Origin of the sequence: Cohnella suwonensis, assembly GCF_042655365.1 — a bacterium.
GTDB lineage: Bacteria > Bacillota > Bacilli > Paenibacillales > Paenibacillaceae > Cohnella > Cohnella suwonensis.
In genome coordinates this window covers 104636-130855 of sequence record NZ_JBHSMH010000101.1, presented here as the reverse complement: position 1 = coordinate 130855, position 26220 = coordinate 104636, and the positions used below count along the sequence as shown (strand labels likewise).

Genomic DNA, 26220 nt, shown 5'->3' with positions numbered 1-26220 from the left:
GCTCCTGTCTTTATCCCTTTCCAAAGGATGGAGAGATAATCATGCATCGAGTGTTTCGAAACAAAACGGCGATCTTCCTGTTCGTGGCCCCCGGGATGCTTCTCTTCGCGCTTACCTTCCTGGCGCCGATCCTTCTGAGCGGCTACTACTCGTTCACCGATACGGTCGCACCCGGAACGAAATTGACGATGGTCGGCTTCGACAACTATTCCAACCTGCTGTTCCACGACGCGAAGTTCTGGCTGGCCTTGCGGAACGCCATTCTTCTGGGGATCGGCTTTATCGTCCTTCAACATCCGATCTGTATCTTCTTCGCCGTACTCTTGGACCGGATCGGAGGCAAAGCGGAGAAAGTGTTCCGTACGATCTTCTTTATCCCTTGCGTCATCTCCGTCGTCGTCATCTCGAAAATGTGGCTCTCCTTGCTGGATCCTACGTTCGGCATGCTCAACAAGGTGCTCGACTTCGTCGGCTTGGACATGCTGAAGCATGCCTGGCTCGGCGAGAGCAGCACGGCGCTCGGCTCTATGCTGTTCATCCTCATCTGGGCCGGCTTCGGCTGGGGACTCCTATTCTATTACGCAGGGGTCAAGGGAATCTCCGAAGACCTGTACGAAGCCGCTCAATTGGACGGAGCTTCGGGCCTCAAGCTGCACTTGAAAATTACGGTGCCGCTGCTGAAGCCGGTTATCGCGGTCCAAGTGACGCTGGCCATCATCACGGCGCTTAAGCAGATGGAGACGGTGTTCCTCACCACCAACGGCGGACCTGGCGATGCCACGCAATTCTTGGCGGTTTACCTGTACAACAAAGCCTTCTCGGCTAGCCAATACGGCTATGCCAACGCGATATCCATCTTGTTCGTCATCGTCTGTTTGATCGCGACTTATCTGAGCAACCGATTCACTCGCAGCGATGCGACGGAATTCTAAGGAGGGCGACCACATGAGAACACGCAAGAAAACGGGAATCTGGATCTTTTTCCTAATCGTCGCCTTAGGACAATTATTCCCGCTCATCTGGCTCATCGATTTCTCGTTCAATACGAGCGCCGATTTCTATTCCGACAGCATTCTGAAATGGCCTAGTTCGCCGCAATGGCAAAATTACCTCAACGCTTGGGTGGACGGGAAATTTTTAAAATATCTGATTAACAGCTTGATTGTCTCTTCGGTAACGATACTGTTGACCGTCGTCTTATCGTTAACGCTGTCTTACGCGTTTATCCGCATGCAGTGGAAAATGCGCGCCTTGCTCTATTCCATTCTGCTGCTCGGCATCATGATTCCGATTCATGCCACGCTGCTTCCGAACTTCGCGATTTTCAAAGAATTGGGCTTGACCGATTCGTACCTGGGACTGATTCTGCCTTATACGGCCGTATCCGTTCCGCTCGGTACGTTCATGCTCAGCGGATTCATGCGGAGCATCCCGAAGGAGATGGAAGAATCGGCGCTCATGGACGGCAGCAACATCTACCGCATGCTGTTCCAGATCATCGCGCCGCTCCTCAAGCCCGCGCTCGTCACGATCATCGTCACGACGTTCCTCAATTGCTGGAACGAGTTCATCATGGCCTCGACGTTTCTTAGCAAGGATTCGCTTAAGACGCTTCCGTTCTCGGTGATGAACTTCGCCGGCCAATATTCTTCCGATTACGGCTCCCAATTCGCGGTCATGGTGCTGACGTCCATCCCGGCGATCATCATCTACGCGGTGTTTAACGAGCAGATCACGAAGGGCGTCACTGCGGGCGCCGTTAAAGGGTAATGGCTAAGGGCTGGTCTCTGCTTAGCAGGCAAGCATATTGTTGGCAAACCGATTAGGCAAGTTATAGCTTGCCTAATCGGTTACTGATTCCTGCGAAAGTGCAGGAATTTCGCCCCATATGGGCTTACAAATCCAATATTCCTGCGAATTTGCAGGTTTTCGGGCCGATATTCATAGAGATAGCAAAGCAAATTCATGTAATTTTGCAGGTTTTCTTTATCCTTGGTATTGAGACGATGAAAAACATGCTGTTTTGCATCTTTTCGGGAGCGCACGGTCATACTTCCCACGCCCCGACTCTTCCGGTCGGGGTTCCGTATATTAGACTGAGTCCCCACACCTGAATGGTTTATTGCTGGCGAGCGTCAGGCCCTTCCTGGAGCATCTTCCGCGTTGCCAAGCACAAGAAAGCCCAGGCTGTCCGCCCGGGCTTTCTTGCTTTCATACGTTTAGTTCGGCTTCCCGGGTTTGCTCCAGGATTTCTCGTCCAAGTAGGCTTTCGTGACACCAAACTTATCGAAGTTCGGCGCATACTGCACGACATTGCTGAAACGGTAGGAGTTGTCGTTATACAGCGTAATCTTGTTCACGCCTTTGCGAAGCGTAACGTCGACAACCGTATTTCGCGTGGAATCCCACGATAAGGTATTGATGAAGTAGATGGTTTGCGAAGTGCCGTCATTCACCGCGATTTGGGCGTACCGCTCCACGAGGTCCGTGTTGTAAGGATGAATGTATCCCGTCGGATGCTCGGCGGTCACAATCGGGGGAGCCGGCTCGTTGTTCGAATAATCGATGGACAGCTTGTAGCTCCCCTTCTCCGGCACGGTCACGGTAATCGTGATGCCGTTCGCCTTGCTCTCCCCGATTCCCGTCACCAGCTTGCCGCCGGAAACGTTGGCATTGTCCAGGATCGCGGCGGTGCCGAAGAGACTGGCTTGCTCGGCTTCGACAACGATCGTCTGCTCTTCGGTCGTCTTCGCGTCCCACGTCAGCTTCATGTAGTCGATGGCCGCGGGAGAAGCGACTTCCAGCTTGATCAGATTGACGCCGGCCGTCAAATACAGCTTCGGACCGCGAGCCGAAGTCATCTTCCCTTTGGAGGCGTCCAATTTGATCCGGTCCATCGGACTCCATTCGGTCGAGAGGACGGCTTCCGCGGAGGCGTCGGAAGGATGCTTCACGATCCGTTGGGACAGATGAACCATGCTTCCTTCATCCGCCGCATAGCCAAGCTCAAGATCGTAATAGCCATTCTCTTTGACGACTGCCGTAAATACCATTTCGCCGCTGCCTTCCGCGTAGCCGCCGGAGCGGAACCCCGCTCTCGAACGGGCAAAGCTGAAGCCTTCGCCGTATTGCGCCTCCTCCGCCTCCAGTACGTAAGCAGGCTCGCTTCTCGATCCCGTTTGACCGATCCAAGTCAAGTCCGCCTTATCCAGCGTAGCGTCGGCGCCCCCGCTCTTGCCGAACTGCAGGGTATGCACGCCCGCCGTCAAGTCGAGATAGAGCGCTTTGCTCTTGAAGTAGTCGGCGAAAACCGTGGAATCATAGACGAGCTCTCCGTACTCGTTTCCGTCGATCGTCAGCTTCTGCTTGGCGAGCTGTCCTTGCGCCCGGTTTTTCCCGTTCGTCGGAGGAGCCTCGTTCCCGTAAAAGACCTCGAGCTTGTAGGCGCCGGATTGCGGAACGTCAACGGTATAGGTGACCGTGCGGAACTCCGAGCTGAGTCCTCTTACGTATTTCCCGTCGGACACGGGGCTCGCATCCCAGTACCCGATGGCGACCCCTTCGGCCAATTGGGCTTGTTCCGCTTCGTAGGTCCGCGTCCATACCCGCTCATAGCTGCCGATCGATCGGGACGGTTCATCCGTAGCCGGAGTCACGATCGCATAGAAACCGTCCAAAGCATGCGCATCTTGAACCGTGATCGACAGATTGCCTTGAACGAGATCCACGTTGCCGTCGAATTCGATCCGCGGCGATTCCAGCGTTCCATAGTAGCCGGTAAATTTGGTGCGGTACAGCTTCACATGAACCTTGTCGGCGCCTTGGAACGCTGCGGTATTCGCCAAATGGTGCAAGGATGCCGTCGCGACGCCGTCCTGGCCTCCGAACAGCGCGTATGCCCGCGATTCGGCATTGTCAACGGAAGCGAGCCCGTAAAGTCCGTCGAATTTGGCGTTTGTCGTCTCGATATCGACGGTATCGCCGGACATATCCGCATACCATTTGTACAGCCACCATGCCCCGTTCGGCTTATTCGCGTCCGCGGCCAGCTCGTTCAGGGAATTGGCCAGATGCCAGTAGGCGATCGAACCGTACACCTTCTTGGCCTCCAACCGGGACAGCCACTGAATCATGCTTCCCGCCGCGCCCGGATCTTCGAACCAGGAATATTCGTTGATGACGATTTGTTTGGCCGGAATCCCGTAGGCGGCTTCAAGCCCGCGGTAATGCTCATAATGGGACTCCCAGTCCGCTTCGAAACCGTTGTTTGCTCCGTTCCCCAACTCATGCCACGTCATGACGTCCGGGATGCATCCGTTCGTTTTGCAGTATTGCATGAATCCGTTCATGACATTCTTGTTGTAGCCGGCCAAGTTCGGACCTGCGACCCTGGCTTCGGGATCCTCCGCCTTGACCGCGTCGTACAACCGCTTCCAGGCGGCGAAGAAACCGTCCGCATCCATATTGCCCCCGAACCAGATTTGATCCGGCTCATTGAACAGCACGAAGACGTATTTGTCCTTGTTCCGCTGCTGCTTGATCTTGCGTACCGTCTCGACAGCCAACTGTTCGTATTGGTCTAGTCCCTTAAATTCATAAGGCCACTGGTAATACATATCCTGAATGTAAATTTGGATCTGTTCCGCGCCCGCTTCCAGGACGGTGTCCGATACCCGAACGCCGTCTCCCGTCGGATGCTGAAGACCGCCGGGCGCTTTCTGAACGACGACCTTGGGCTTCAACGGCGTCAACAGATCGAGCGTAGGCACGTTGGGCTCGCTGATCCCATAGAGGAAACCGGAAGCGCCGTGCATGATCGGTCCGTTCGACCGGTCCATATAGAAGTTGGCGATCGCTCCCTTGGCCGGGTCCGTGAAGAACAAATCATAGGCAGCCTTCGCCTTGCCGTTCGAAGAGGTCACTTCGATCCGGTAGTTGAAGGTGCCGGCCTTCCGCACCACGGCCGTTGCCTGAGGAATCGCAGGCTGCGGAACGATAAGCTCCGGCGCCGGGATTTGGGACACGTCGGAAACCGGATCATACAACGCCGTCTCGTTAGGAGTCGCCGGGATGAAGCGGTCCTGGATCCGAATGCCGGCTAACGTCGCATTGTATCCGTCGCCGACAAGCTTCAGCACTTGGTCGGAGCGCAGGGCCGTTTTGAAAATCATGACGTCGTCGATTTTCGCTTTCAAATCCGGATCCGCGGTGAAACGGGAGCGTCCGATGGCGTTTTTCGTAAACGCACTCGCCAGAGCGAAGATGCGATTGTCCGCGTCCATGGATTGTACGGGCGAGCCGTTGACGTAAATCGTCTGCCGGCCATCCTGGATCGAATAGGCCACATGGACCCAATCATTCTTGGGGATCCCATACCCGTTCATATATTGCTTGCCGTCCCCCGTATTGACCTCGCTTCCGTTCTGGGACGCCACATATATGAAAGGTGCCTGATTCGAGCCGTAATTCGCCGATCCCGCATCGAATAACCGAGACCAGCCGTGAACGTCGTTCGGCAGCTTGGCCCACATCGCCACGGTGAATCCGCCGGTCGCCGCCACGTTTTCGAACAGATCTGCCGGAAGGCCCAGCCATCCTCCCCCGCCGTTCGGTCCCCCGGGCAAATTCAGGACGGAACCCCTTTCGGCGTCCGAGATGACGCCGGCTCCGCTCTCCAGCTTGGCATCATAAGTCCCGCCGGGTTTCTCGTTTAACACCCCTCGGTCGGCGTTAGGAGCCTGATCGAAGGTGTAGTAGTAATCGGGCGCGATTCCTTCCGGCAGCGGACTCTTCAGATTGTCTATGGCGCTCTGAAGCTTCTTGAGCATCTGGTCGATCTGTCCTTGGGAAGCTTTGTTATCGGCAAGCAGCGCTTCCGCTTCCGCGATAACCGACTGCAAATACTGGAAGGATGCGTCCGAATAATCTCCCTGCTCGATGCTCTCCGCTTGGTTCAGGAGGGCGATCAGCTCGGCGGGATCTCCGATTCCCGTCATTTTCGCGACGTCCTCTTCCGTCAAGTACCGGGTATAGAATTTGAAATCGTCGATTTTTCCCGTGAAATTTCCGTCCGACGCGTATAGGGATCGCCCGATCGCAGCATGGACCAGTTGCTGCAAATACGCGCTATCGAAAAACTTGGGCAAGACGGAGGAGATGTTGGTCGATCCGAACCGTTTGATCACGGCACTGTTCACATCGGCGATTCGGCGGCCATCCAGATAGACGGCGTAGGCATCATTCTTCATCGTCATTACGAGATGCTGCCATTGATCCGCCTTGAAGGAATCCTGGTAGACGATGTCGACGCCGTCCGTTGCCGCGCCATTCGCCGCGATACCCGCGAACAGCCTCATATTGTAATCGCCGCCGCCTCTGACGAGGGCAAGCTCGGGATCCGTCCACCAACTGGCCCCGGAGAACGACGCTCCCAGCGGATGCGGGCTTGCGGAGAACAGTCTCGTATAGCTCGCATTCTGATTCATCGGCACCTTCAGCCAGAGGGAAATCGCGAACCCGTTCGTTCCGTTGACGCCGGCGAATAGATTGCCGGGAAGCGTAAGCCAGCTCCCCCCGTTCGCCGCGCCTCCCGGAAGGTTCAGCACTTTGCCGCCGCGGTCCGAGTCGTCGACGACGGCAGCCGTGCTGCCAAGCTGGGCATCCGGACTGCCCGTCACTTCATTGCGCACGACCGACCCTTCCGCTTGCTCGAAGGAATAATGATAGGCAACGTATTTGTCGAGATCGGAATTGTCGTAGGAATGGTACAGCAAGCCGGCTTGTTCGGCGGAGAGCGCCGCGTTATAGAGCTGAATGTCATCGAACTTGCCGGTCATATCCGGGTCGGACTGATATAACGACCTTCCGAAGTCGTTATGTGTAAGCGCATCCAAATAAGGCCGGTCAAAAAATGCTTGCACGACGGAGTTCACGGTCGCGCCAGCCGTGCTGTTACCGCTCACGAGCCCGCTCGACCCGGTCGGACTGCCGTCCAAGTATACGCGATATGACCCGTCTGTTTTATTCATGGATACGATAAGATGCTGCCACCGGTCTTTCGCGAGTTGGGCCGGCCATGCGACATCCCCTTTGTACGCGGCTGCGGATGTCGGGGAAGTCCCGATGAAGATCCGATGATTGTACGTTTCGCCGCCCGTAACGATCGAGAATTCTGGGTCGTTCCAGCTGTTGCTGGACCCGTTGTACGTAAGTCCCTTCTCCGCCAAAGTCGAAGATAGCAGCCTGGTGTACGGAGTCGCTCCCGTTGGCACCTTCAGCCACATCGCGACGGTCAGTTGGTCCGTGACCTGGCTGTACAAATCGTTGGGCAGCGATAACCAGCCGCCTCCGGCAGCTCCTCCCGGCAAGGAAAGCACTTCGCCGCGTTGTTCGTCGTTCATCACCGCAGCGTTTCCGCGCAAGGCGGCAACCGATTCGCTGTCGTTCATGTTCGCGTTGTTTGCCACCGTCGAACCTTGTACTTCGCCGTTGTTGAAGCCCCAGCTGTACAGTGGAGCAGGAACGGTTACACCGTTGCTCCCCTCTGCGTGGACGCCGATCGGCAATGCGGATGCCACAATCGCGATGATCAGAAGCTTCGCCAACCAGGGTCTTGTCCATCTTCCCATTATGTTGCGCCTCCCTCTCTTGCTTGGTCTTGAGCATTTGTAAGCGTGCTCAGCCAGCCTTGAGGTTATTATAGGAGAAAGGGATTCGCATTGTAATGCGGGAAAATTAAGCACTAGGTTGAATATGTTCAGTAGGCAGAAACTGGATAGATGCAACCGGTCGAATCGAAGTCCATGATGTGTCGTTAGTTGGAATTCGATCAATGAAGCGTTCGAGCGACCCTTCGAAAGGGAACTCCTTGTTATGGATGCGAGCTTGCAAGCTTGCCAATTCAAGCTTGGCCCTCTGGATGAGCGGATCCGGGTAAGAGAACTTAACCGAATTCCTTTCAAACTCATCTTCATCGACGACCATCCATTCCCCGTTTCTTTGGATAAGGTCTAGGTCCAGATCGACGAAAGAAACGGTGTTACCCTCAATTTTGGCGGGCTCGTTGATGTTGCAATAGTACTGCTGAATTTTCCCGTTCCTCACATCCACGCTTACGGTAAACCACGAATCGAACGAGAAGAATTCGATGGTCCAGTTCTCAACAGTAAAAATCTTCTCCTTGGTATGATGGTGCAGCTTCCTGCCATATTCGCCTAGTACGAAGATATGAGAGGCCGATCGTTCCAGTAAAACGGTGTCCCATTCGTAATGGAGGCGATTTCCGTACTTGAGCGCTTGGTGCTCATTGAACCATCCCTTTAAGACTTCTAACCATTATCCTGGTTAACCTCCGCACAACCTTAATATCGCGCCGCTTTCCCGGCCTCCACGGGATTACTGGAAGCCTCTTGAGTCAATTGTACCATACGCGAGTTGACTCTCTCGTTACGGCCGCGCGAACTTGCGGACATTTGACAAAAGCAGAAGTTAGGAATAGGATCGTAACCATAGTACCGCATTAGAACTTATAGTACCGCGAGGAATTGCACGGGAGGCCGACGATGAATCAACAGAATTCGGATGACAAAGCAAGGCGGCGAATTCTGCAGTATGCAAGCCGTAAGTTTGCGACAAGCGGGTACTCTCACGTATCGATCGCGCAGTTCGCTTCGGAGCTCAAGATGAGCAAGTCGACGCTTTATAAGTATTTCCAGAGCAAGGAGGAGCTGTTGAACGCCGTTATCGATGATTTCTATTCGAGTTTCGAGCAAGAGATCGATAAGATCGCCATGGACCCGGGCATGAATATTACCCAAAAAATTCAGGCATTCCTCCTGATTGTCCGCCAGCGGTTCGCTTCCGTTCAGGTATCGGCTATCGAGGACATGCAGCGGGCCGCCCCGGAGGCTTATGAACGGTTGGAAGAACGCCGTAAGGGGATTATCACCGGCAATCTGATCCGATTATTCGAGCAGGGAGCGCGCGATGGCTATTTTCGTAAGGACATTCCGCCCGTAATTATCGCGAATCTGCTGCTGAACGCGCTGCAGCATTTGGAACATCCGCAGTTCATGACAGGGACATCTTATACGTTCACGGATATGTTTCAACACGTCTTCTCGATCTTGTTGGAGGGAAGCTTGTCGGATGATGGGCGTAAGGAATTTCGCAAGTAGAAGATGCAGGAACAGATTAATAATGGAGAGGCGGTTGATGTCCTCATGAAGGTCATCATCGTTGGCGCAGGCATTGGCGGCTTAAGCGCTGCGATCGCCATGCGCGGAATCGGATGGAATGTCAGCGTCTATGAGAGCAAGCCGGAGGTGCGGTTCAGCGGGGCCGGACTCGGTATCGGAGCCAATGCGGTGCGGGCGCTACAAATGCTCGGATTAGAGAAACCACTTCAGCGGATCGGCAGGCCCATGAAGCAGATTCTTATCCTCTCGAAGCAGGGGAAGCAGCTGAGCCGTACGGCGACGGACGAGCTCGCGGATAAGTACGGTCCGAATCAAATGAATGTAGACAGGGCGGAGCTGCTAAGCTTGCTGATGAATGCTTTGGAACCGGGGGACATCGTCAAGACCGGGAAAGTCTGTACAAGATTCGAGCAGGATGCGAACGGCGTAAAAGTATGGTTCGAAGACGGATCGGCGGAGGAAGGCGACTTGCTGGTGGGAGCGGACGGAATCCGATCCGCCATCCGGCAGGCCCTGCTTCCGGATGCGCGGCTGCGATATTCCGGATATACCTGTTGGCGTGCGGTTGTCGATACGGATGCCTCAATCCGTCATGACCCGGATCTATTATCGGAAACATGGGGCCGGGATGGACGATTCGGCATCGTCCCGCTTACGGGCAACCGCATCTATTGGTACGCCTGCGTGAACGCCCCCTTCGCCGACTCCGATATGAAACGGGTAACGGTGACGGACTTGGCCAAGAGGTTTAAGGGATATCATCGACCTATCCCAGAGCTGCTAGAGCTTTCGCGCCATGCGCGGCCGCTGCATCACGATATTGAATATTTGCCGCCGATCTCCAAGTTTGGTTACGGTCGCGCCGTATTGATCGGCGATGCCGCGCACGCTATGACGCCCAACTTGGCGCAAGGCGCCGGCCAAGCGATTGAAGATGCTTTGTTCCTCGCAGAGCATATGAGAAGAGAATCGGATGTTCCGAGCGCATTGAGAGGATTCGATCGCGACCGCGTGAAGCGAACCGGAACGATCGCCCGGATGTCGAGCCGTATCGGACGCGCTGCCCAGCTCGATGGGCGCCTGCCCGTCGCCTTGCGCAACGCGCTTTTCCCCCTGATTCCAAGCATATTCATGAAGAAGCAGCTTGAGTTTCTGTACAATGTTAACCTGGAGAACATAAATGGGTAAACTGTGCGCCCCATACGAAACCGACTACTTCGTGGCGGTTTCTTGGGTCGCGGTTTTTTATTCGCCAAAGCAAAATCCACAACCTCATGCGGTTGTGGATTTACATGGTGGAGGCGAGGGGAGTATTCTATTCTTATGCAACTTGATTGCAGTAAGGAGGGCTTATTTTGTCAGTACATCATGGCAGATATTCGGGTTATCTATTGGTGCATTTTATCGGGGAACAGCCTGACGGCGAGCAGGTCTATTTCTCTTACAGCGAGGACGGCCTGCATTGGAAAGACCTGAACGCGGGCTTACCGGTTCTGCGTTCCGAATTGGGGGAAAAGGGCGTAAGGGATCCGTTCTTAGTGCGCTCGCCCAAGGAGGACAAGTTTTATCTGATTGCTACGGATCTTTGCATTGCAAACGGAAAGGGCTGGTCCGCTGCGCAGAATGAAGGAAGCCGCGACATGATCGTATGGGAATCCGCCGACCTGGTGCAGTGGTCTTCTCCGTGGGCCGTTACGCTTGGAGTACCTGGAGCCGGCTGCGTCTGGGCGCCGGAGGCGATATATGACGAAGCCTCGGACGATTTCTTGGTGTTTTGGGCTTCCGCGACGCAGGAGTCGCAGGAAGAAGAGCGGAAACAAAAAATATATAGCGCCCGCACCAAGGATTTCCGCAGCTTCACAGCGACGGAAAAGTATATTGAACGAGAAAACCACATCATCGACACCACGATCATTGCCCACAACGGCACCTACTACCGTTATTCCAAGGATGAAACGACTAAGAATATCCGGGTTGAAAAAGGCGCATCGCTGGAAAAAGACTCATTTACCCCTCTGCACGTTCCGGTTTTGGAGGAATTGTTAGGCGTGGAAGGCCCGCAAATTTACAAGCTCAACGACCGCGAGGAATGGTGCCTTATCGTGGATCGCTTTGCGGAAGGAAAGGGCTACCTCCCTCTACTGACCTCCGACCTTGAAAGCGGTGAATTCAAGGTTCTGCCGGATGGGTCGTTCGATTTGGGGAAAACCAAGAAACGTCACGGGGGTGTCCTCCCTATTACCGCTGCTGAGTGCAGCCGACTTCTGGCGGCGTTCGGAGACGGCCATCAGGTGTTACCTGGGCAATTCGCAGATCCGGATCTTGTGAAGTTCGGCGACCGCTATTACCTTTATCCGACAACCGATGGTTTCACGGGCTGGTCGGGTACGCGATTTCATGCGTTTTCTTCGGCTGACATGCGTATCTGGAGAGACGAAGGCGTGATTTTGGATCTTGCGACGGAAGATGTGCCGTGGGCCGTCGGCAGCGCATGGGCTCCAGCCATCGCCAGCAAAAACGGTAAGTATTACTATTATTTCTGCGGCAAAATGGAAAGCGGAGAGAGCGCCATAGGCGTTGCGGTGGCCGAGACTCCGGCGGGCCCGTTCCGTGCGCAGCCGCAGCCGCTTATTACCATGGAACAGACGAATCGACTTGGTATCGCCATGGGACAGGCTATTGACCCATCGGTCTTTTTCGAGGATGACGGTACGGCTTACCTGTTGTTCGGAAATGCGCATCCTGCAATCGTACAGCTCAGCGAAGATATGGTAAACGTAACTGAGGATACGATGAAAAATCTTGCCGGCCTGCACGACTTCCGGGAGGCGGTCACCGTTCTGAGGCGCGGGGGGCTTTATCACTTCACTTGGTCCTGCGACGACACCGGCAGCGAGGATTATCGCGTGAACTATGGCACGTCGGAACATCTTTACGGACCGATCACTTACCGTTACCCGGTTCTTGTCAAAAATAAGGAAAAGGATATGCTCGGCACCGGTCATCATTCGATTCTCCAAGAGCCCGGCTCCGATAAGTATTGGATAGCTTATCACCGGTTCGTCACGCCGCTGACCCGGTTTACGCAAGGAAAAGGCTATCATCGCGAAGTCTGCATAGACCCGCTCGCCTTCGGCGAAGATGGGCTGATGCGGCAGGTGCAGCTGTAGCGGATGCCCGCGTAAACGGGGCGGCAAAACGCTCCCCAGCTTATAACAAAAAAACGCTCTTCGTCCAATTGGGACGAGGAGCGTTTGTACGCGATGCCACCTTGACATTACGACTTACGAGTTGTTCAAGGATTGCCTGCGGGGTCTCCGTAGATGATGCCTCGACCGTTGGTCCCGATATAGACTCGGCCGTAAATTCGCGGATCGCCCGTGATGGCGCTGTTGGTAACGCCGTATTGGTGCTGGTTGTCGTTGATCCGCACCCATGTTGCTCCCGCGTCGTCAGAGCGGTAGATGCCGCGCACGTTATCGATCTTCGCCGATACATACAAAGCCATGTACGTTTGCCCTGGCGCCGCTTTGCCGAAGCCGACGACATCGGCCTCCTGGACGTTCGCCAGCTTGGTAAACGATGCCCCGGAGTTGGTCGAGTGCCACAAGCCGTATACGCCGCTTGTTTCATTGCCGCCCGCAAGCCAAATATCGCCTTCGACGCCCGGCATCGCTTTGAAGTTGAGGGCGCCTGCGGTCGGTAAGCCGGCGGCCGTCGTCTGGGTGAAGGCAGTGCCTCCATCGGTGCTGACATAGAATTTGCCGGCCGATAAGGCGTAGAATTTGCTCTTGTTCACGCGGTCGGCAGCGACCTTCGCTCCCGCGGGTACGCCGGTGCTGGCCGCCCAGGATTTTCCTCCCGATTTCGAGTAGAACACGCCCACATCCGGCGTACTCCACACCAAGGAGCTGCCATCCGCCGCCACTGCGATGTTGCCCCCGCCTGTCGTACCGCTCGGCTCCGCGCTCGGGTTCGACCAGGTGGATCCGCCGTCGCTGGAGAGCGCGATAGATTTGGCCCGCGAATTGGCAGCGTAATCCGCCTTACCGACACGCGCCATATAACTCGGCTTCAGCTCCGCATAATCGAGGCTGGTCGTGCTGCTCGGGTTGGCCAGTATTTTGGCGGGGGCGACGGTAACGTCGTCGTGCCGGAAACCGGAAACGTCTCCTACCGCGCTGATCAGAGGCGCGCCGGACGGCGGGCTGATCAGATCGATGACGGCCATCTCCTCAAGACCTTTGGCCATGACGGTAATATTGATTTTGCCGCCGCTGTCCCATGTCGTGAGATTGTTCGTTCCATATATGGTAGCGCCCGTACCATACATCATGCGGTCCGAGTTGAACGGATCGATTTCCAGATCGCCGATCATCCAGCCCAGCTTTGGAGCCACTTCTGGCGATCTTGCATCGTAAACGGCTTCGAGATCAAGCCAAGGGGCGGCCGAAATATCCTGCGTGTACCTGAAAGTTCGATTCGGATACCGGGCCCAGTCCCATATTCGGGTCCAGGTCGCGCCTGCGTCGGTGCTTCGGAATAGAATCGCGTCCGGCCACCAGGAGTTCAAGCTGGCAACCATGATCGTGTCCGGATGCTGGGCGTCGACGGCAAGGCCGCCGTAGCCGTAATAGTTGTCGCTGCTGCTGCTCGGCACCGGGCTGATGTTCGTCCATGCCCCGTTCGCCGTGTTGAACTTCCACAGGTCGCCTTTCGTCCCGTCATACGGACCGATACCATCACTGTAGGAGATGTAGAGATTGCCGTTCGAGAGTACGCCATGATGCGGCAAATAACCGGTAGGCTGGCCGGGAACCGCCGACCAAGTAGCGCCGCCGTCGGTGCTGCGGTAAATGCTCGTTCCCTTATCCCCCACCCCGGCGTAGATGGTTTGCGTGGCGTTGCCCGACGTGCCGGTGCTCTTGTCGAACGTGATCCAGGCCAGTCCGAAAATATCGCCTTGATACGAGTTGGATGGGTCTTGGACGTAGTTCCCGGGGTTCGGGAAGCTGGTCACCTTGCTCCAAGTAACTCCGTAGTCCGCGCTCTTCCACAGACCATTGCCGCTGCGAGCCCCGAAGTAAAGGATGCTGTTCTTGTTCGGATCGATAACCAGACGTTCGCCGATCGACCGGCCCGGCATGTTGCCGCCGACCTTGAAGGGCAGCTGCGTCGCCTGCCAGGTGTCCCCCCTGTCGGTCGAACGCATAATATACCCGTAGTTCGGATCCCATTCGTTCGTGTAGGTGCCGGCAGCGATATAGACGCGGTTCGGATCGACAGGGTCGGTAGCCAGAGCGTCGACGCCGGTTTTCCCCCAATCGTCCCATCCGACGAAGTCGAGCAGCGGAATCCAGCTACTGTTGGCGGGATTCCAGCGGTATGCTCCGCCGATATCCGTGCGGGCATAGATCAAATTCGGTTCCGTGGCGTTATAGATGATTCCCGGAACAAATCCGCCGCCGGCGCCCGTGACGACGTTGCGCCAAGCATAGGCCTGGCTGCCCGCCGCTTCCGTCTTCGAGGGCGCGCCGATCATGAACGAGCCGATCATAACGGCCGCCAGCGTATAAACGAACATTCGGTTGAACAACTTTCTCATACAATCATACCTCCTTATGGATTGGTATTTCTCTGCGATGGGAGCGGTTCAGGTCCGTCGCCCATCCGGTTTCTCTCGACTCCGGTTCCAAAAAACCTGGTCGCTTATCACCTCCTCTTCATTTTATGAATACGCTTTCAAAATATCATAAACAAGGCGACTTCCCCACCTTGATAATTAGTGGAAAAATCATCCACTTATTAGATGTAAAATAATGTTGGATTCCTTGATGTGTCTCTTCTGATAAGGTTGGTGGAGGCGAGGGAGTATCCAATTCTTGATTAAAGTTGCTAAAGTAGAGGATTCTGCGAAGACGTTCTTCTAGGTTAAATTGAATTGCGTGCTCTGACTGCTTCGCAGTCTTCCGCGCGTTCGAACCCCCATTGTCCTCCTTCGGACTGGGCGCTCCCTATCGGCTCCACCATAAAAACACTGACCGCATGCGGTCAGTGTTTTTATGGTGGAGCCGAGCTTACACTAGTGAAGGACATTCCGCCCTTAAAAATCGAAATGATCCGGATCGGGACCGCTGCGCTCGTTGAGGTTCAATCCATCCAGCTTGGCCATGTCGTTCCCGGAAAGCTCAAAATCGAATAGATTCGCATTCTCGGCAATACGATCAGCGCTTACGGATTTCGGGATGGTAATGATGCCGTGTTGCAAATCCCATCGGAGAATGATTTGCGCAGGCGTCTTGCCATAGACTGCAGCCAATTCCGTCACTGTCCGATCGGTGAGCAGCCGTCCGAGCATAAGCGGACTCCACGCTTCCACTTGAATGCCTTTGCTCTTGCAATATTGGCGCAGCTCTACTTGACTCAATCTCGGGTGGAGCTCGATCTGGTTGACGGCAGGCACCACTTTAGCTTCCGACAAGAGATCTTCTAGATGATGAATTTGAAAGTTGCTGACGCCGATCGCCCGAACCAAACCTTCTTCATACACCTTCTCGAGCGCTCTCCATGTTTCCTTAAATTTTCCCGCTACAGGCCAGTGCACCAAGAAGAGATCGATATAATCCAAGTCGAGATTTTTCCGGCTGATTTCGAAAGCTTGCAGCGTCGATTCGTACCCTTGATCGGGATTTTTGACCTTCGTCGTTATGAAAATCTCTTCACGCGGCACGCCGCAAGCCTTGATGGCTCGGCCGACCCCCGGTTCGTTCTCGTATCCGGCTGCCGTATCGATGCTGCGATAGCCGATGCTTACGGCAGCTTTGACCGCATTCTCAACATGTTCCCCATCCTCGGGCCGCCCTTGCCATACGCCCAGCCCAAGCCAAGGCATTTTCACGCCATTATTCAAAACCGTAAAATCTGAAATCGATACTGCCATGCACGTTTCCCCCTATGTACCTAATGTTAATATCCCTCTCAAAACAGCGTCACCCGTCCACGGGGCGGACTCGATCCGAAGGCCCGATGGCGAAGCATGGACAGCAGCCTCTTCCCCATTCGCCGGATTCAGCCAGACCCAGGAATAGATCCCGGTGTTCATAGAGCCGTCCACCCGAATATCCGTTCTTTCCGATACATAAGCGATCAGAACGGGTCTGCCCGGATCAGCCGCGGCAATCACATTCACATTTTCCGCCTCGGCTTCTAATAAGAGTCCGTTCAACGGTTCAAGCAGCCACCAACGAATACTTCCCATGGACTTCTTGATCCTGGCCGCATCCATGCCGCTCTCCAATAACATTGCCTCCCGCCAAGGGACAGGGGCTCCATACTCCATATATTTATAATTGGCGCCTGATTGATGCCATGGCCACACGCCATGCGCGCCATAAGTGATTCCGGCATTGCCGCCGCCCAAGACGCTCATCCATAGGACTCTGCGAACGGCAGCTCGATCGAAATACGTGTCTTTTTCCTTCTCATCCAGCACCTTTAATAGATCATAACACGGTTCGCCATTGAGCACAGGCCTGACGGGACTATATTTGCGGTTCAGTTCGGCATATTTCATGGCGATCTCCGCGCTGTGCCGTACATGGCAAGATTGGAGCATATGAAAATCCAGCCATTCCTTCGCATTGAGATTGTCCGGCGTGTGCGTGCCTCCGTGAAGATGTGCGGTTTTTATTGCGGGATAATAAGAGGCTTTCTCCACTCCCATAGCCGCAGCATCATACACGGCAATCACTTCTTCATCCTGAAAGTCCGTATCCCCCGAGATGATCCATACGCATCCATACGCCGCATATCGCGAGGCGAGATAACGTCCGAATCTATCGGCCATCCGAGGGTCGAAACAATGCCTCTCTACCACTTCTGCCGGTCTAGCATTGGGAACATAATTGTACCATAGAATGACAATGGCGCAGATCATTCCCGCTAGTGACGCTTCCCTTACTAGTTCATCCATCACCTTGAAATAGGAGGGCTGAAGCCGGCCCAGATCATAAGCGCCCGCCGGTTGATCGAACGGATGACGGTAGGCGTAATCCGATGCGTCACACTGCGGCAACGCGTTAAGCTGGACGATATTATATCCTTGTCCGGAACGATATCGAACGTAGTCCGCCCATTCATCCGGCTGGGCATGGGCCGTCGCCGCCCAAGCGGTATCGCCCAACCAGAAGAACGGGGTTCCGTCCTCGTGCATGAACCCCCGACGGCTTTCGTCAACGCCGATAAAACCATGCCGGTGAATCGGATTATCCGTATCCTCTATATAAGCCGTAAATTCTCCATGTCGCTGATGCAGGCCGAGGTCGATTTCATTCGAGCATTCGGTACTCCAAGTCCACCTGCCGGCTTCATTAGGAGCAAATCGAACAACCCACTCCTTCTCCCCATTCCAAAATGCTTCTCCCTCATAGAGACAACCTGACGGAGAAGTCATATGAACCTTAATATCAACATCCAAATACCCGTTCATATAAGGCTCGCGAGCGGTCAATGTCCACTCTGCCGCATACCAAACGGGTACGTTTATTGGCTCCATCGGATTGCTCATCGTCCGCTGTCCCCCATGATCGAATCGCCCAATACCTTCACTTGATGATTCCTTGCGCTCTCATACGTCCCGAATATCAGCTCCAACGTTCGGAGGTTGTCCTCGCCGCTTGTCTGAAACGGAAGCTCGTGATCCAAGCACTCAATAAAATGCTTCTGAAGCCTGTAATGGCTAGCTCCATGGTCCAGATCGGTCGTTTCGGCGAGTACGGTTTCCTGACCATCCGGGTCAATCAATGAAATTTTCCCCGACACGTCCATCTTTAACGTCGCTTCCTCGCCCTCGATGATCAGCGTTTCCTTATGGTTGGCACTTATAGCACCGGGCACCCTACCTGCCGATTCCCGTCTCGTCGCCCAGCTTGCGTCAAGCACCCCGCAGAAGCCGGAATCGTATCCGAGCATAACCACACCGGCATCCTCCCCCTGGATATAAGGGCTGATCGTTTGGGTTTCGGCATACAACCGGGAAGGCTCGCCGAACAGATAACGCCACGTATCGAACCAATGAGCCCCCATTTCATAAAATAAGAGCTTCGGCATGGAACGGAAAAAAGGCTGGGGAATCGGAATATCCGGCATCATGCGGGGGGTGTAATAATCGCTGTGAGCATACCGCGCCGAGTGAATCCGGCCCAACGATCGGGCGTTGATCGCGCGCTTGATGATTTGGAACGGCTGCAGCCATCGCCAGTTTTCGGTCACCATCAGCCTTACATTGTGATCGCGCGTGATCCGAACCATTTCGTACGCTTCTTCCAAGGAAAGCGCAAACGGTTTCTGGCATAGGATATGTTTCCCGGCTTTTGCCGCCATCGTTACCAATTCGAGATGCGTTTCGGGACCCGTCACAATGTCCACAATGTGGATGTCGGCTCGCTGCAGCATTTCTTCCACACTCGTATACAGCCGATCCGGCGGGATGGAATATTGCCCGGCGCGTTGCTCCAGCTTCCCGCGCGTCCGATTGCATAGTGCCGCTATTTCGACATTCTCGATTCGTGCCCATGCGTTCAAATGCTTTTCCGACCAGTAGCCCGTTCCGATTAATCCGACCTTCCACATCAGCCGATCGCCCTTCCCTCGGCTTCCGGATGAGACGGGATATCGTAAACGCCAAGCGCGGACTTGTAAAGGATCCATTGCTGATCATCCTCAGTCAACCCGCTCGTTCGCACCTTCCCTAATTCCGTTCCGGCATTATCCGCATGATCCGTACCGAATAGAAAACGGTGAGCTCCAAGCTCATGAACCCAATGGCGAATGAGAAAGCCCCCCGTCCAAGTAATATCCGCATAAAGGTTAGGATGATCCTTCATGGCGATATACGTTTCGCCGGCCAGCACCATCATCCCGCAATGCGCAATGACGATCTTCACGTCGGGAAACTGCTGAGCAACGGGGATCAGATGGGAGGGGTTGGCGAAAGGAATACCCGCCCCCGTATGAACCATAACGGGCACTCCCAACGTCCGGGCCAGCTCGAATACGCGAAGGCCGTCTCTGCCCATCGGATTAACGCCATGCGCGGAAGTATGAATTTTGATGCCCACGAATCCCATCTCCTCCACGCACCGCCTGATTTCCCGTTCATACTCGGCATCCGGCAGATGAGGATTCGGATTCGCCATGCCGGCGAATTTGTCGGGATGTTTCCGGCACAGTTCGTAAATCGCGTCGTGCTGATGGCGCACTTCTTCCACGGTATGAACCAACGCCGGCTGAAGAATTGTAAAATCGATTCCGTATTGGCGGATCTTCTCCCACTGTTCTTGCTCCGTGAAGTCTTCATCGAACACGCGGTCATAACCCAGGTGAGCATGAACGTCGATTATCATCGCAGCATCACTTCGATTTGTTGTTTGACATTGTCGGGGTCGAATAGCGATCTCCAATCGTCATTCAGCCAATATTGGCGGCCGTATTCCATGGCGACCTTGCAAGCGTCCGAGAACGGATTGCCCGCTTCACCGAACGCAATAGCGAGCTCGATCCGAAGATGCCCCAGCATAAAATCGCGAGCGGCGTCATGCGGCACTCCGCGCTTAACCGCTTCATCCATGGCGTCCTTCAGGAAGACCGCCACAGCAGCACCTATCGTTTCAGCCATGGTCGGTTCCAATATCGCCATCTGTTCGACGGTGATACGATGCACTCTGAGAATGGGCGCATACATGGCGCTCACAATCGATTCGCCTTTCGCATAATCCTCTTCGGGACCTTGCATCAGCGCGCATACGACAGCCTGTTTAGCGGCAATTCCGCCGAAATAATCCTTTATCGCTTCCGGTCCCATCTCATCATTAAAAATCGGCGGGTGGCATGGATGGGCAACAAAATAAGCCACATCGGCACGTTCCGGCAAATGTCCCAAATAGGCGGCAGCCGGATCAAGCACGATCAGCATAGATCCAGACTTCATCATATCTGGAACAATCATCGCGGATACGGCTCTGATCGCGACATCGGGCACGGCCAGAATGACGGCATCCGTGCCCGTGACCGCCTCGGCCAACGGCGTAGCGCGCAAACCCCGCACTTCCAAATGGTGCAAACCACGTTCTCCCGTTTCTACATAGAACATTTCATATTGGCCGTATTGCAGCAGGTTATCGGTAATTCTGCATCCCATTTTGCCGCCCGCGCCTACGATAGCGATTTTCATTTCGACATCCCTCCTGTTTGCCTTTCTAGCAACCGTTCAACACGCGAATGAAATAATCGGCTTTGCCCACTTGCCCGCCTTTTAACGTGATTTCCAAACCGTCAAACACCTCTCGATCGGAAAATGCCCTGCACAAAGGTCCGCCCGGGGCTATCGGCGCCAGAACCTCCAAAGCGTATATGCCGAGTTCCTTCGTTACATATCCGGATGTATCTCCGCCCGCGACTACGATTCGGCGAAGCCCCGTCCTTTCGATCAGCTCTCCGCATAGCTTGCCGAATTGCTGACCGATAAGCCGACCGGTGTCGAATGCTTCCAGCCCTCTATCGATCAACCCGTTCTGAATTGTCGCAATCGTCTCGTCCTCCGGGCCAAGCGCGGAATATATCACCACATTACGTTGATCCGACAACGCCCTGACGCATTGTTCAAGAAGCTCCCGTCGGGCCGCATCGGCTGTATCCGGCCGCAAAAGCCGTTCTATCGGCGCCCGAATTCCCTGAAAACCGTATGCGAAAGCCGCTTCCAACTGTTGTTTCGTCACTGGGGAACAGCTGCCCGACAATGCGACTAACGGTTCGGCTTTTCCGGGGGACGGGAGCTGGCGCGTATCGTTGGAAATGAGACCGCATGCCTTCCAGTGTTCAACCAACGCGTATTCGATACCGGACGAGCCGACGGCGAATATCGGCTTCTGCTGCGCTTCTTCCCAGATTAGAGCACCGGCCTTGCCAAGCCGTTCGTTATCAAGCACATCGAATAAAACGATATCGGGGTTTTCCTTCAACCGTTCATTCCATCGCTCGCGGACTTCCTCCGGGGAACCGTTCAACTCCTCCAATTGAAACAGATCGAGGCTTCGGGAGGTTTGCCCGGACAAGTGCCGCCGCAAGTCCGCTTCTCCCATTGGCGTAACGGGGTGATTAGCCATAACCGGATGCTGATCCAACCGATAGACGGCATCTCCCAATCCGGCATAATGGTAGCCGAATACGGTATATCTCCTTAGAGCCGGCACCCCGACTAGCAACGGAGTAAACCGCCCTCTAGGAAAAATTTCCGCGGCGATGTCCATCGCTTTGCCAATGCTTCCGACGGCGTGCGACGAATCGAACGTCGAGCATATTTTGTAATGAACGACAGGAGTCCCATAAGAACGCAACGATTGGAAAATAGGGGGCAATACCTGTTCCATTTCTATCGGCGATAACGAGCGACTTATTCCGGCCACGCCGAAGGCTTGCAGGTCAGGGAATTTGTTCTGCAGCAATTCGGATTCTGGCGGGTCCAGAAACAATACCGTCTTGATTCCATGCAAAGCCAATGCTTCCATAGCATCTGTTGAACCCGTGAAGTCGTCCCCGTAAAAGCTTAGTAATAATTTTTGCGGCGGTTCTGCCATCCCCTTCGCCACCTCTTATGCTCCTTTCTCGCCGAATGCTTCGAGCGCTCTTCGCAGAGCCGGACGAGAACGGGCATACTCGTCGACCGGGATTCCTTGGACCGCAGCCTCCCAGGCTTCCAGCATACTGGCCACTCCCGCTTCAACGCCGTCGGGATGAGCCATAATGCCGCCCCCCGCGATATTCATGAGATCGCAAGTTCTCAGCAGCCGGAATGTTTCAGCGGCCGTTGCCGCGGATTGTCCGGACGATAACACCGGCATGGCGTCATAACCGCCCAACAACGGCGCTTGTAACGCCTGAACCGATCGGATAACCGATTCGTTGCTTTCATAGAACTTGCCGTTTAAGGCGTTGACGTGCAGATGGTCCGCTCCGGCCAGACGGCAGAGCTTCTGGTATGGGGCAAACGCCATCCCCAATGCGGGATATCGGGTCCAATAGCCGAACCCGTTCCGATGGCCGTGAATCGGAAGCTCGCTGTAGCGGTTCAATTCCGCCAAGCCGCTAAATCCGATGCTGTTAATGCTGACCATTACGCAGGTGCCGCCCGATTGTTTGACCCAATCATGATTTCTTCTCAATTCATCGATATCTCCGGTAATGTTGAATGCATACATCACTTTTTTCCCTGTTGCGTCCGCAGCCCGTTCGATTTCCTCCATAACCGCCTTGACCTTCTGTTCGAACGGCACAAACAACGGATTGGCGTTCAACTCGTCGTCTTTAATAAAATCCAATCCCGACAATGCCAACGTTCGGACCAGGGGCCGGAGCTCGTCAATCGTGAGTCCGATACTCGGTTTAATAATGGTGCCGATGATAGGCCGCCCGTGTACGCCGACCAAATCCCGGGTACCCGCTGTGCCAAACTTCGGACCTTTGTATTTGCTGGAGAAAGACGGAGGCAGCTCTAAATCGATTAATCGCAGGCCGGAAAGCTCCCGAAGCTCGAAGAGATTGCCTGCAACGGTTGCAAGCAGGTTAGGAATGGAAGGCCCCATATTGTGGTAAGGGAAAGACAGGACGACTTCGCCGCGATAATAGCTTCCATCATGATTATGGGGAGGCCGGGACCCGGGAAGCGAAGGCGTTCGCACGATCTCGAGCGGTGTTATGCTCTCGATGTTCGCGGCGGAACGGCGCTTCACTTCGTCGGTTTCTCCGGGCACGGCCACAAAGGTGCCGGTGGATTGCTCCGCGGCCATAACCGCAGCCGCCGTGTGCAGCGAATGAGGCGTCTCTACCCAATACGTAGCCGTAACTTTTTCTTCGCTAAACACAATACCACCCTTTCATGAAGGCTGTGTTCCGCACAATTGTTGCTTAGTTTCCTATGGCAGAGGATTTAATCGATTAATATCTATTTGTCGTTGTTTCCGTTATTGCCGTTGCCTTCGTCGTCCGATAATTTGACAGCTTCAATATCATCCACGTAGATCGTTCCGCTGCCCGGCTTACCTTCGCCTTGACCGAAATAAAAGGCAATTTCTTTGATGGTGTCCGGTTCGACAATGCCGTTACCGCCTTGAAACCATCCGGGGTGGGCAAAGCTTGTAAACGGAATCTTGACGATCCTCGCCGATTTTCCCGTCAGGGTAAAACCCGCTTCCCATACTTCGCCGTTCGATTCATGGAATTGGACGGTCAATTGCCGCTTCGAAGCGTCCGGTTTAAGCCAAAACTGAATCGCCCCCGCTCCTGTCCACGAGTCGCTATAAGTCCTGTAAACGCCGGAGAATCCCGGATCCCCGATCGTATAATCGAGCCTCATCGCATATAACCCGTCGTGCTTCTTCGTGCCGTCCAAAGCCGCCGTTACGCTGTTCCCGGCCGTATTGCGCCTCCACTTATTAGCGAGATTGGCGTCCAAGCCGTCATAACCCTCAAAGTCGTCAATGACGTAGCTTTCAGGAATCGGAGGTACGTAAGGCCCTAATCCCGTTTCTCCATTATTGAGGGTATAGGTGTTACTGTATAAGGACTGTATAGTTCCAAGCGTATTGTTATCGGTCAGAAACCCCGGCCACGTCATGAACCAAGCATATCGGGACTGTGAAAGCTTCAGCGTATCGATATTCGGCAGCTCCCCGTTCTCGCCGATGCCGATCGCTCTGCCTTCGCCGATCGCGAGCAGCTCGTCATAGTGCCGCTGCTGATAATCATTGTTGTAAATATCCGCCGCCAGCACGTCGACATACGAATGTCCGGGGTAATACGGAGCTTCCTCAAACGACCAAGCATTTAGCGCGTTAGGATTCCAAACCCAAATCAGGTTATCGAGGCCATGATAGTCCGTATATCTCTCATACATATTCACCCACAATTGTTTGAACAGCTCCGGCTTTCCGCCCCACCAGAAGAAGGTGGCATTCATCTCGTGATAAGGGCGCCAGAGAACAGGCACGCCGGCATCCCGCAATTGTTTCAGGTACTGAGCCACTTCATCGATCTGTGCCAGCCACGCATTATACAGGTCGGTTCCCGGGGTGACCAATTCGGTCATCTCAGCTTCCGTGTAGCTTCCCTGAACGCTGCTCCAACCTGCAGTGGGACCATCGCTTGGCTTGCTTTGGTGAAAAGTCAGAGCAACGACGGCGCCTTCATTCCACCTTGCTATGGCCGTATTCACCATCTGTTGGCGCAGCGCTCCGATATCCCCACCGGTATAGAAAGCAAAATCGGAACCCCACAAGCCCGGGTAATAACCGGTCAAATCCGCCGCCTTCTGATACCATTCATTCGGAGCTTCGTAATAATTATGCTGGCCTGACAAAATCCCGTTGCCGGTAATGTCATATAATCGATTCAATAAACCTCTCGCTTCTTGCGATGCGGCAGGATTGACCGGATTCATCTGCAGTGTGCTTGCCGTTACGCTCGCATAATCCGACAGCAAATCAGTTTCGTTCTGAGCATAAATTCGGAATGCATAGGAAGTTGACGGCAGCAGATTATTAACCGAATATTGATAAACGGACTGCTGATGATCCGCAGGAACCGCGATCGTGGTCCATTGCTGTTCGTCTTCTTCCTTGTAAGAAACGAGATATCGAGCAACGCCAAGCACATCCGTCGACGGATCCCATTGCAGCTCGACCGACAACCCCGTCACTTCCGAGGCGACGCTGTTGCCAGGAGTGCTGGGAAGAAGCTCAGCCGGAACGGGCGGCAATTTGGCAATTTGGATATCGTCCATAACATAATTCTCTCCCGAGTTATTCCATAGATTGATTCTTGCGTGGGTAGAGTTGGCCGAGGTCTGATAGACCAACTCCCTATACTGCCATTCCGTAGTTCCTTGAACGGGGATCGGCACGGCAACTTCGCCCCCCGGTCCAAAAAAACTTACGCTTACATTGGCATCTTGCGAATTTCCGTTGGCGGATTTGATCCAGAACCCGATGACATAAGAGGTGTCCGGTTCTATGGCGACGGTCTCCGAAGCTCCCCCCGTATTCGGCAAGACCAACAGCGAATAGTCGCCGCCGTGATGTTCGGTTTGAGTTGTCTCCAGGCTGGTCCATACTTCCCAACCGCCGATGGTTCCCGACTCGAATCCGGCATTACTCAGCAAATTCGGCCCTCCCGTAGATGCAATCGCCGTAGCGGCATCCGACCGGTTTCCCGACGTGTCCACTGCGCTGACTTTTATAAAATAGTTCGAGTAAGCATCCAAACCGTCCAGCGTGTATGAATAACGGATTTGCGACTGATCGTGGGCCGCCGTTGCGGCGGACCAGGTGTCCGTTCCAAACTTTTTGTAAGAGATTTCATACGCCTGAACGCCTTCATTGTCTACAGAGCCTTGCCAATTCAATATCAGTGCTTGGGGTTGATGTGTAACCGACAGCTCCCCGGGGATGCTTGGCTTTTCTTGATCGACGGCTTCCCGAATCACCGCATCATCGATATAGTAATCGATCCCGCTATCATTCCAGAACGCGATACGCATGCTGCTCGTATCGTCAGTGGCAGTAAACACGATCTCTTGATATTCCCATGACGTGCTTCCGGTAAATGGAATCGGGATCGTGCCTTCCTGACTGCCGAACGTATTCAAACCGATATTGGCGGATACGGCTCCCGCAGCGGAGAACTTCACCCACAGTCCTACGGCATACTTTTTTCCGCTCTCTACGCTCACCGTGCTCGAGGCACCGCCGGAATTGATTTTCACTAGCAATGAATGGGTCCCGCTACGACTCTCGCTCTCGGTCACTTCCGGCACCCCCCACTTCTCCCAAGTGGCATCGCCCGATTCGAAACCGCCGTTTGAGAGCATATTATCGCCAGGTGCCGCATCCGAAACAGTTGGGAAACAAATCGAAATCGCGACTAGACTGACCACTAGAAGCCGGAAGCAAACCGATTTCCATACAAGACCGCT

General features: G+C 54.4%; 15 protein-coding genes and 1 pseudogene. 5 read left to right on the top strand and 11 right to left on the bottom strand.

The genetic code is table 11. The features are described 5' to 3' along the window. The first annotated feature begins 41 nt into the window (after window positions 1-41). Together ACFPPD_RS22930 and ACFPPD_RS22925 are read left to right on the top strand one after the other, a co-directional pair. A complete protein-coding gene (locus ACFPPD_RS22930; protein WP_209745847.1) occupies window positions 42-932 on the top strand; it encodes a carbohydrate ABC transporter permease in 891 nt (296 codons plus the stop codon). Window positions 933-945: 13 nt separating this feature from the next. Then, complete coding sequence (locus tag ACFPPD_RS22925; protein ID WP_209745845.1) at window positions 946-1770, top strand: carbohydrate ABC transporter permease; 825 nt, start codon at window positions 946-948, stop codon at window positions 1768-1770. 449 nt (window positions 1771-2219) lie between these two features. Here the strand turns inward: ACFPPD_RS22925 and ACFPPD_RS22920 are convergent, their stop codons facing one another. Both ACFPPD_RS22920 and ACFPPD_RS22915 read right to left on the bottom strand, forming a co-directional pair. Beyond that, window positions 2220-7628 carry a LamG-like jellyroll fold domain-containing protein gene (locus ACFPPD_RS22920; RefSeq protein ID WP_209745843.1) on the bottom strand — a complete coding sequence of 1803 codons (5409 nt, stop codon included), beginning with the start codon at window positions 7626-7628 and terminating at the stop codon, window positions 2220-2222. 106 nt (window positions 7629-7734) lie between these two features. Continuing rightward, window positions 7735-8247, bottom strand: a complete 513-nt coding sequence (locus ACFPPD_RS22915; protein WP_209745976.1) for a DUF402 domain-containing protein — start codon at window positions 8245-8247, stop codon at window positions 7735-7737. 314 nt (window positions 8248-8561) lie between these two features. Between ACFPPD_RS22915 and ACFPPD_RS22910 the strand changes: the two genes are divergently transcribed. The 3 genes from ACFPPD_RS22910 to ACFPPD_RS22900 all read left to right on the top strand — a co-directional run bounded on the left by ACFPPD_RS22910 (window position 8562) and on the right by ACFPPD_RS22900 (window position 12367). Beyond that, entirely contained in the window at window positions 8562-9176 is a 615-nt protein-coding gene (locus ACFPPD_RS22910) for a TetR/AcrR family transcriptional regulator (RefSeq protein WP_209745841.1), read from the top strand. A 45-nt stretch (window positions 9177-9221) separates the two neighbouring features. Continuing rightward, window positions 9222-10385: an FAD-dependent monooxygenase gene (locus ACFPPD_RS22905; RefSeq protein ID WP_209745839.1), complete on the top strand. Its 1164-nt coding sequence runs from the start codon at window positions 9222-9224 to the stop codon at window positions 10383-10385. 167 nt (window positions 10386-10552) lie between these two features. Then, window positions 10553-12367, top strand: a complete 1815-nt coding sequence (locus tag ACFPPD_RS22900; protein ID WP_209745837.1) for a glycoside hydrolase family 43 protein — start codon at window positions 10553-10555, stop codon at window positions 12365-12367. A gap of 134 nt (window positions 12368-12501) precedes the next feature. Here the strand turns inward: ACFPPD_RS22900 and ACFPPD_RS22895 are convergent. From ACFPPD_RS22895 to ACFPPD_RS22855, 9 genes and pseudogenes are all read right to left on the bottom strand, one after another. After that, window positions 12502-14802: pseudogene (locus ACFPPD_RS22895) on the bottom strand (WD40/YVTN/BNR-like repeat-containing protein); the annotation flags it as partial. 498 nt (window positions 14803-15300) lie between these two features. Further along, window positions 15301-16137, bottom strand: coding sequence for an aldo/keto reductase (locus ACFPPD_RS22890; RefSeq protein WP_209745834.1), 837 nt, complete (start codon window positions 16135-16137; stop codon window positions 15301-15303). 12 nt (window positions 16138-16149) lie between these two features. Further along, a complete protein-coding gene (locus ACFPPD_RS22885; RefSeq protein WP_209745832.1) occupies window positions 16150-17763 on the bottom strand; it encodes a glycoside hydrolase family 140 protein in 1614 nt (537 codons plus the stop codon). Beyond that, the gene (locus ACFPPD_RS22880; RefSeq protein WP_209745829.1) at window positions 17760-18827 is read right to left on the bottom strand and encodes a Gfo/Idh/MocA family protein; all 1068 of its coding nucleotides are present in this window, start codon (window positions 18825-18827) and stop codon (window positions 17760-17762) included. The genes ACFPPD_RS22885 and ACFPPD_RS22880 overlap by 4 nt, the downstream gene beginning before the upstream one ends. After that, on the bottom strand, window positions 18827-19600 hold the full coding sequence (locus ACFPPD_RS22875; RefSeq protein WP_209745826.1) for an amidohydrolase family protein: 774 nt from the start codon (window positions 19598-19600) through the stop codon (window positions 18827-18829). The genes ACFPPD_RS22880 and ACFPPD_RS22875 overlap by 1 nt, the downstream gene beginning before the upstream one ends. Further along, a complete protein-coding gene (locus ACFPPD_RS22870; RefSeq protein ID WP_209745823.1) occupies window positions 19597-20427 on the bottom strand; it encodes a phosphogluconate dehydrogenase C-terminal domain-containing protein in 831 nt (276 codons plus the stop codon). Before ACFPPD_RS22870 ends, ACFPPD_RS22875 begins: the two co-directional genes overlap by 4 nt. A 25-nt stretch (window positions 20428-20452) precedes the next feature. Then, complete coding sequence (locus tag ACFPPD_RS22865; RefSeq protein WP_209745819.1) at window positions 20453-21829, bottom strand: four-carbon acid sugar kinase family protein; 1377 nt, start codon at window positions 21827-21829, stop codon at window positions 20453-20455. Between the two features lie 15 nt (window positions 21830-21844). Then, window positions 21845-23113, bottom strand: a complete 1269-nt coding sequence (locus ACFPPD_RS22860) for a ribulose-bisphosphate carboxylase large subunit family protein (protein WP_378083479.1) — start codon at window positions 23111-23113, stop codon at window positions 21845-21847. Window positions 23114-23193: 80 nt separating this feature from the next. Further along, window positions 23194-26115 (bottom strand): glycosyl hydrolase, encoded by a 2922-nt coding sequence (locus ACFPPD_RS22855; protein ID WP_378083531.1) that lies wholly within the window; start codon window positions 26113-26115, stop codon window positions 23194-23196. Window positions 26116-26220: the final 105 nt, after the last annotated feature.

What these genes read in the sequence shown, in the direction of transcription:
- ACFPPD_RS22930 (WP_209745847.1), top strand. Translation starts at nt 42, where the DNA reads ATGCATCGAGTGTTTCGAAACAAAACGGCGATCTTCCTGTTCGTGGCC.
- ACFPPD_RS22925 (WP_209745845.1), top strand. Translation starts at nt 946, where the DNA reads ATGAGAACACGCAAGAAAACGGGAATCTGGATCTTTTTCCTAATCGTC.
- ACFPPD_RS22920 (WP_209745843.1), bottom strand. Translation starts at nt 7,628, where the DNA reads ATGGGAAGATGGACAAGACCCTGGTTGGCGAAGCTTCTGATCATCGCG.
- ACFPPD_RS22910 (WP_209745841.1), top strand. Translation starts at nt 8,562, where the DNA reads ATGAATCAACAGAATTCGGATGACAAAGCAAGGCGGCGAATTCTGCAG.
- ACFPPD_RS22905 (WP_209745839.1), top strand. Translation starts at nt 9,222, where the DNA reads ATGAAGGTCATCATCGTTGGCGCAGGCATTGGCGGCTTAAGCGCTGCG.
- ACFPPD_RS22890 (WP_209745834.1), bottom strand. Translation starts at nt 16,137, where the DNA reads ATGGCAGTATCGATTTCAGATTTTACGGTTTTGAATAATGGCGTGAAA.
- ACFPPD_RS22885 (WP_209745832.1), bottom strand. Translation starts at nt 17,763, where the DNA reads ATGAGCAATCCGATGGAGCCAATAAACGTACCCGTTTGGTATGCGGCA.
- ACFPPD_RS22880 (WP_209745829.1), bottom strand. Translation starts at nt 18,827, where the DNA reads ATGTGGAAGGTCGGATTAATCGGAACGGGCTACTGGTCGGAAAAGCAT.
- ACFPPD_RS22875 (WP_209745826.1), bottom strand. Translation starts at nt 19,600, where the DNA reads ATGATAATCGACGTTCATGCTCACCTGGGTTATGACCGCGTGTTCGAT.
- ACFPPD_RS22870 (WP_209745823.1), bottom strand. Translation starts at nt 20,427, where the DNA reads ATGAAAATCGCTATCGTAGGCGCGGGCGGCAAAATGGGATGCAGAATT.
- ACFPPD_RS22865 (WP_209745819.1), bottom strand. Translation starts at nt 21,829, where the DNA reads ATGGCAGAACCGCCGCAAAAATTATTACTAAGCTTTTACGGGGACGAC.
- ACFPPD_RS22855 (WP_378083531.1), bottom strand. Translation starts at nt 26,115, where the DNA reads ATGCTCTCAAACGGCGGTTTCGAATCGGGCGATGCCACTTGGGAGAAG.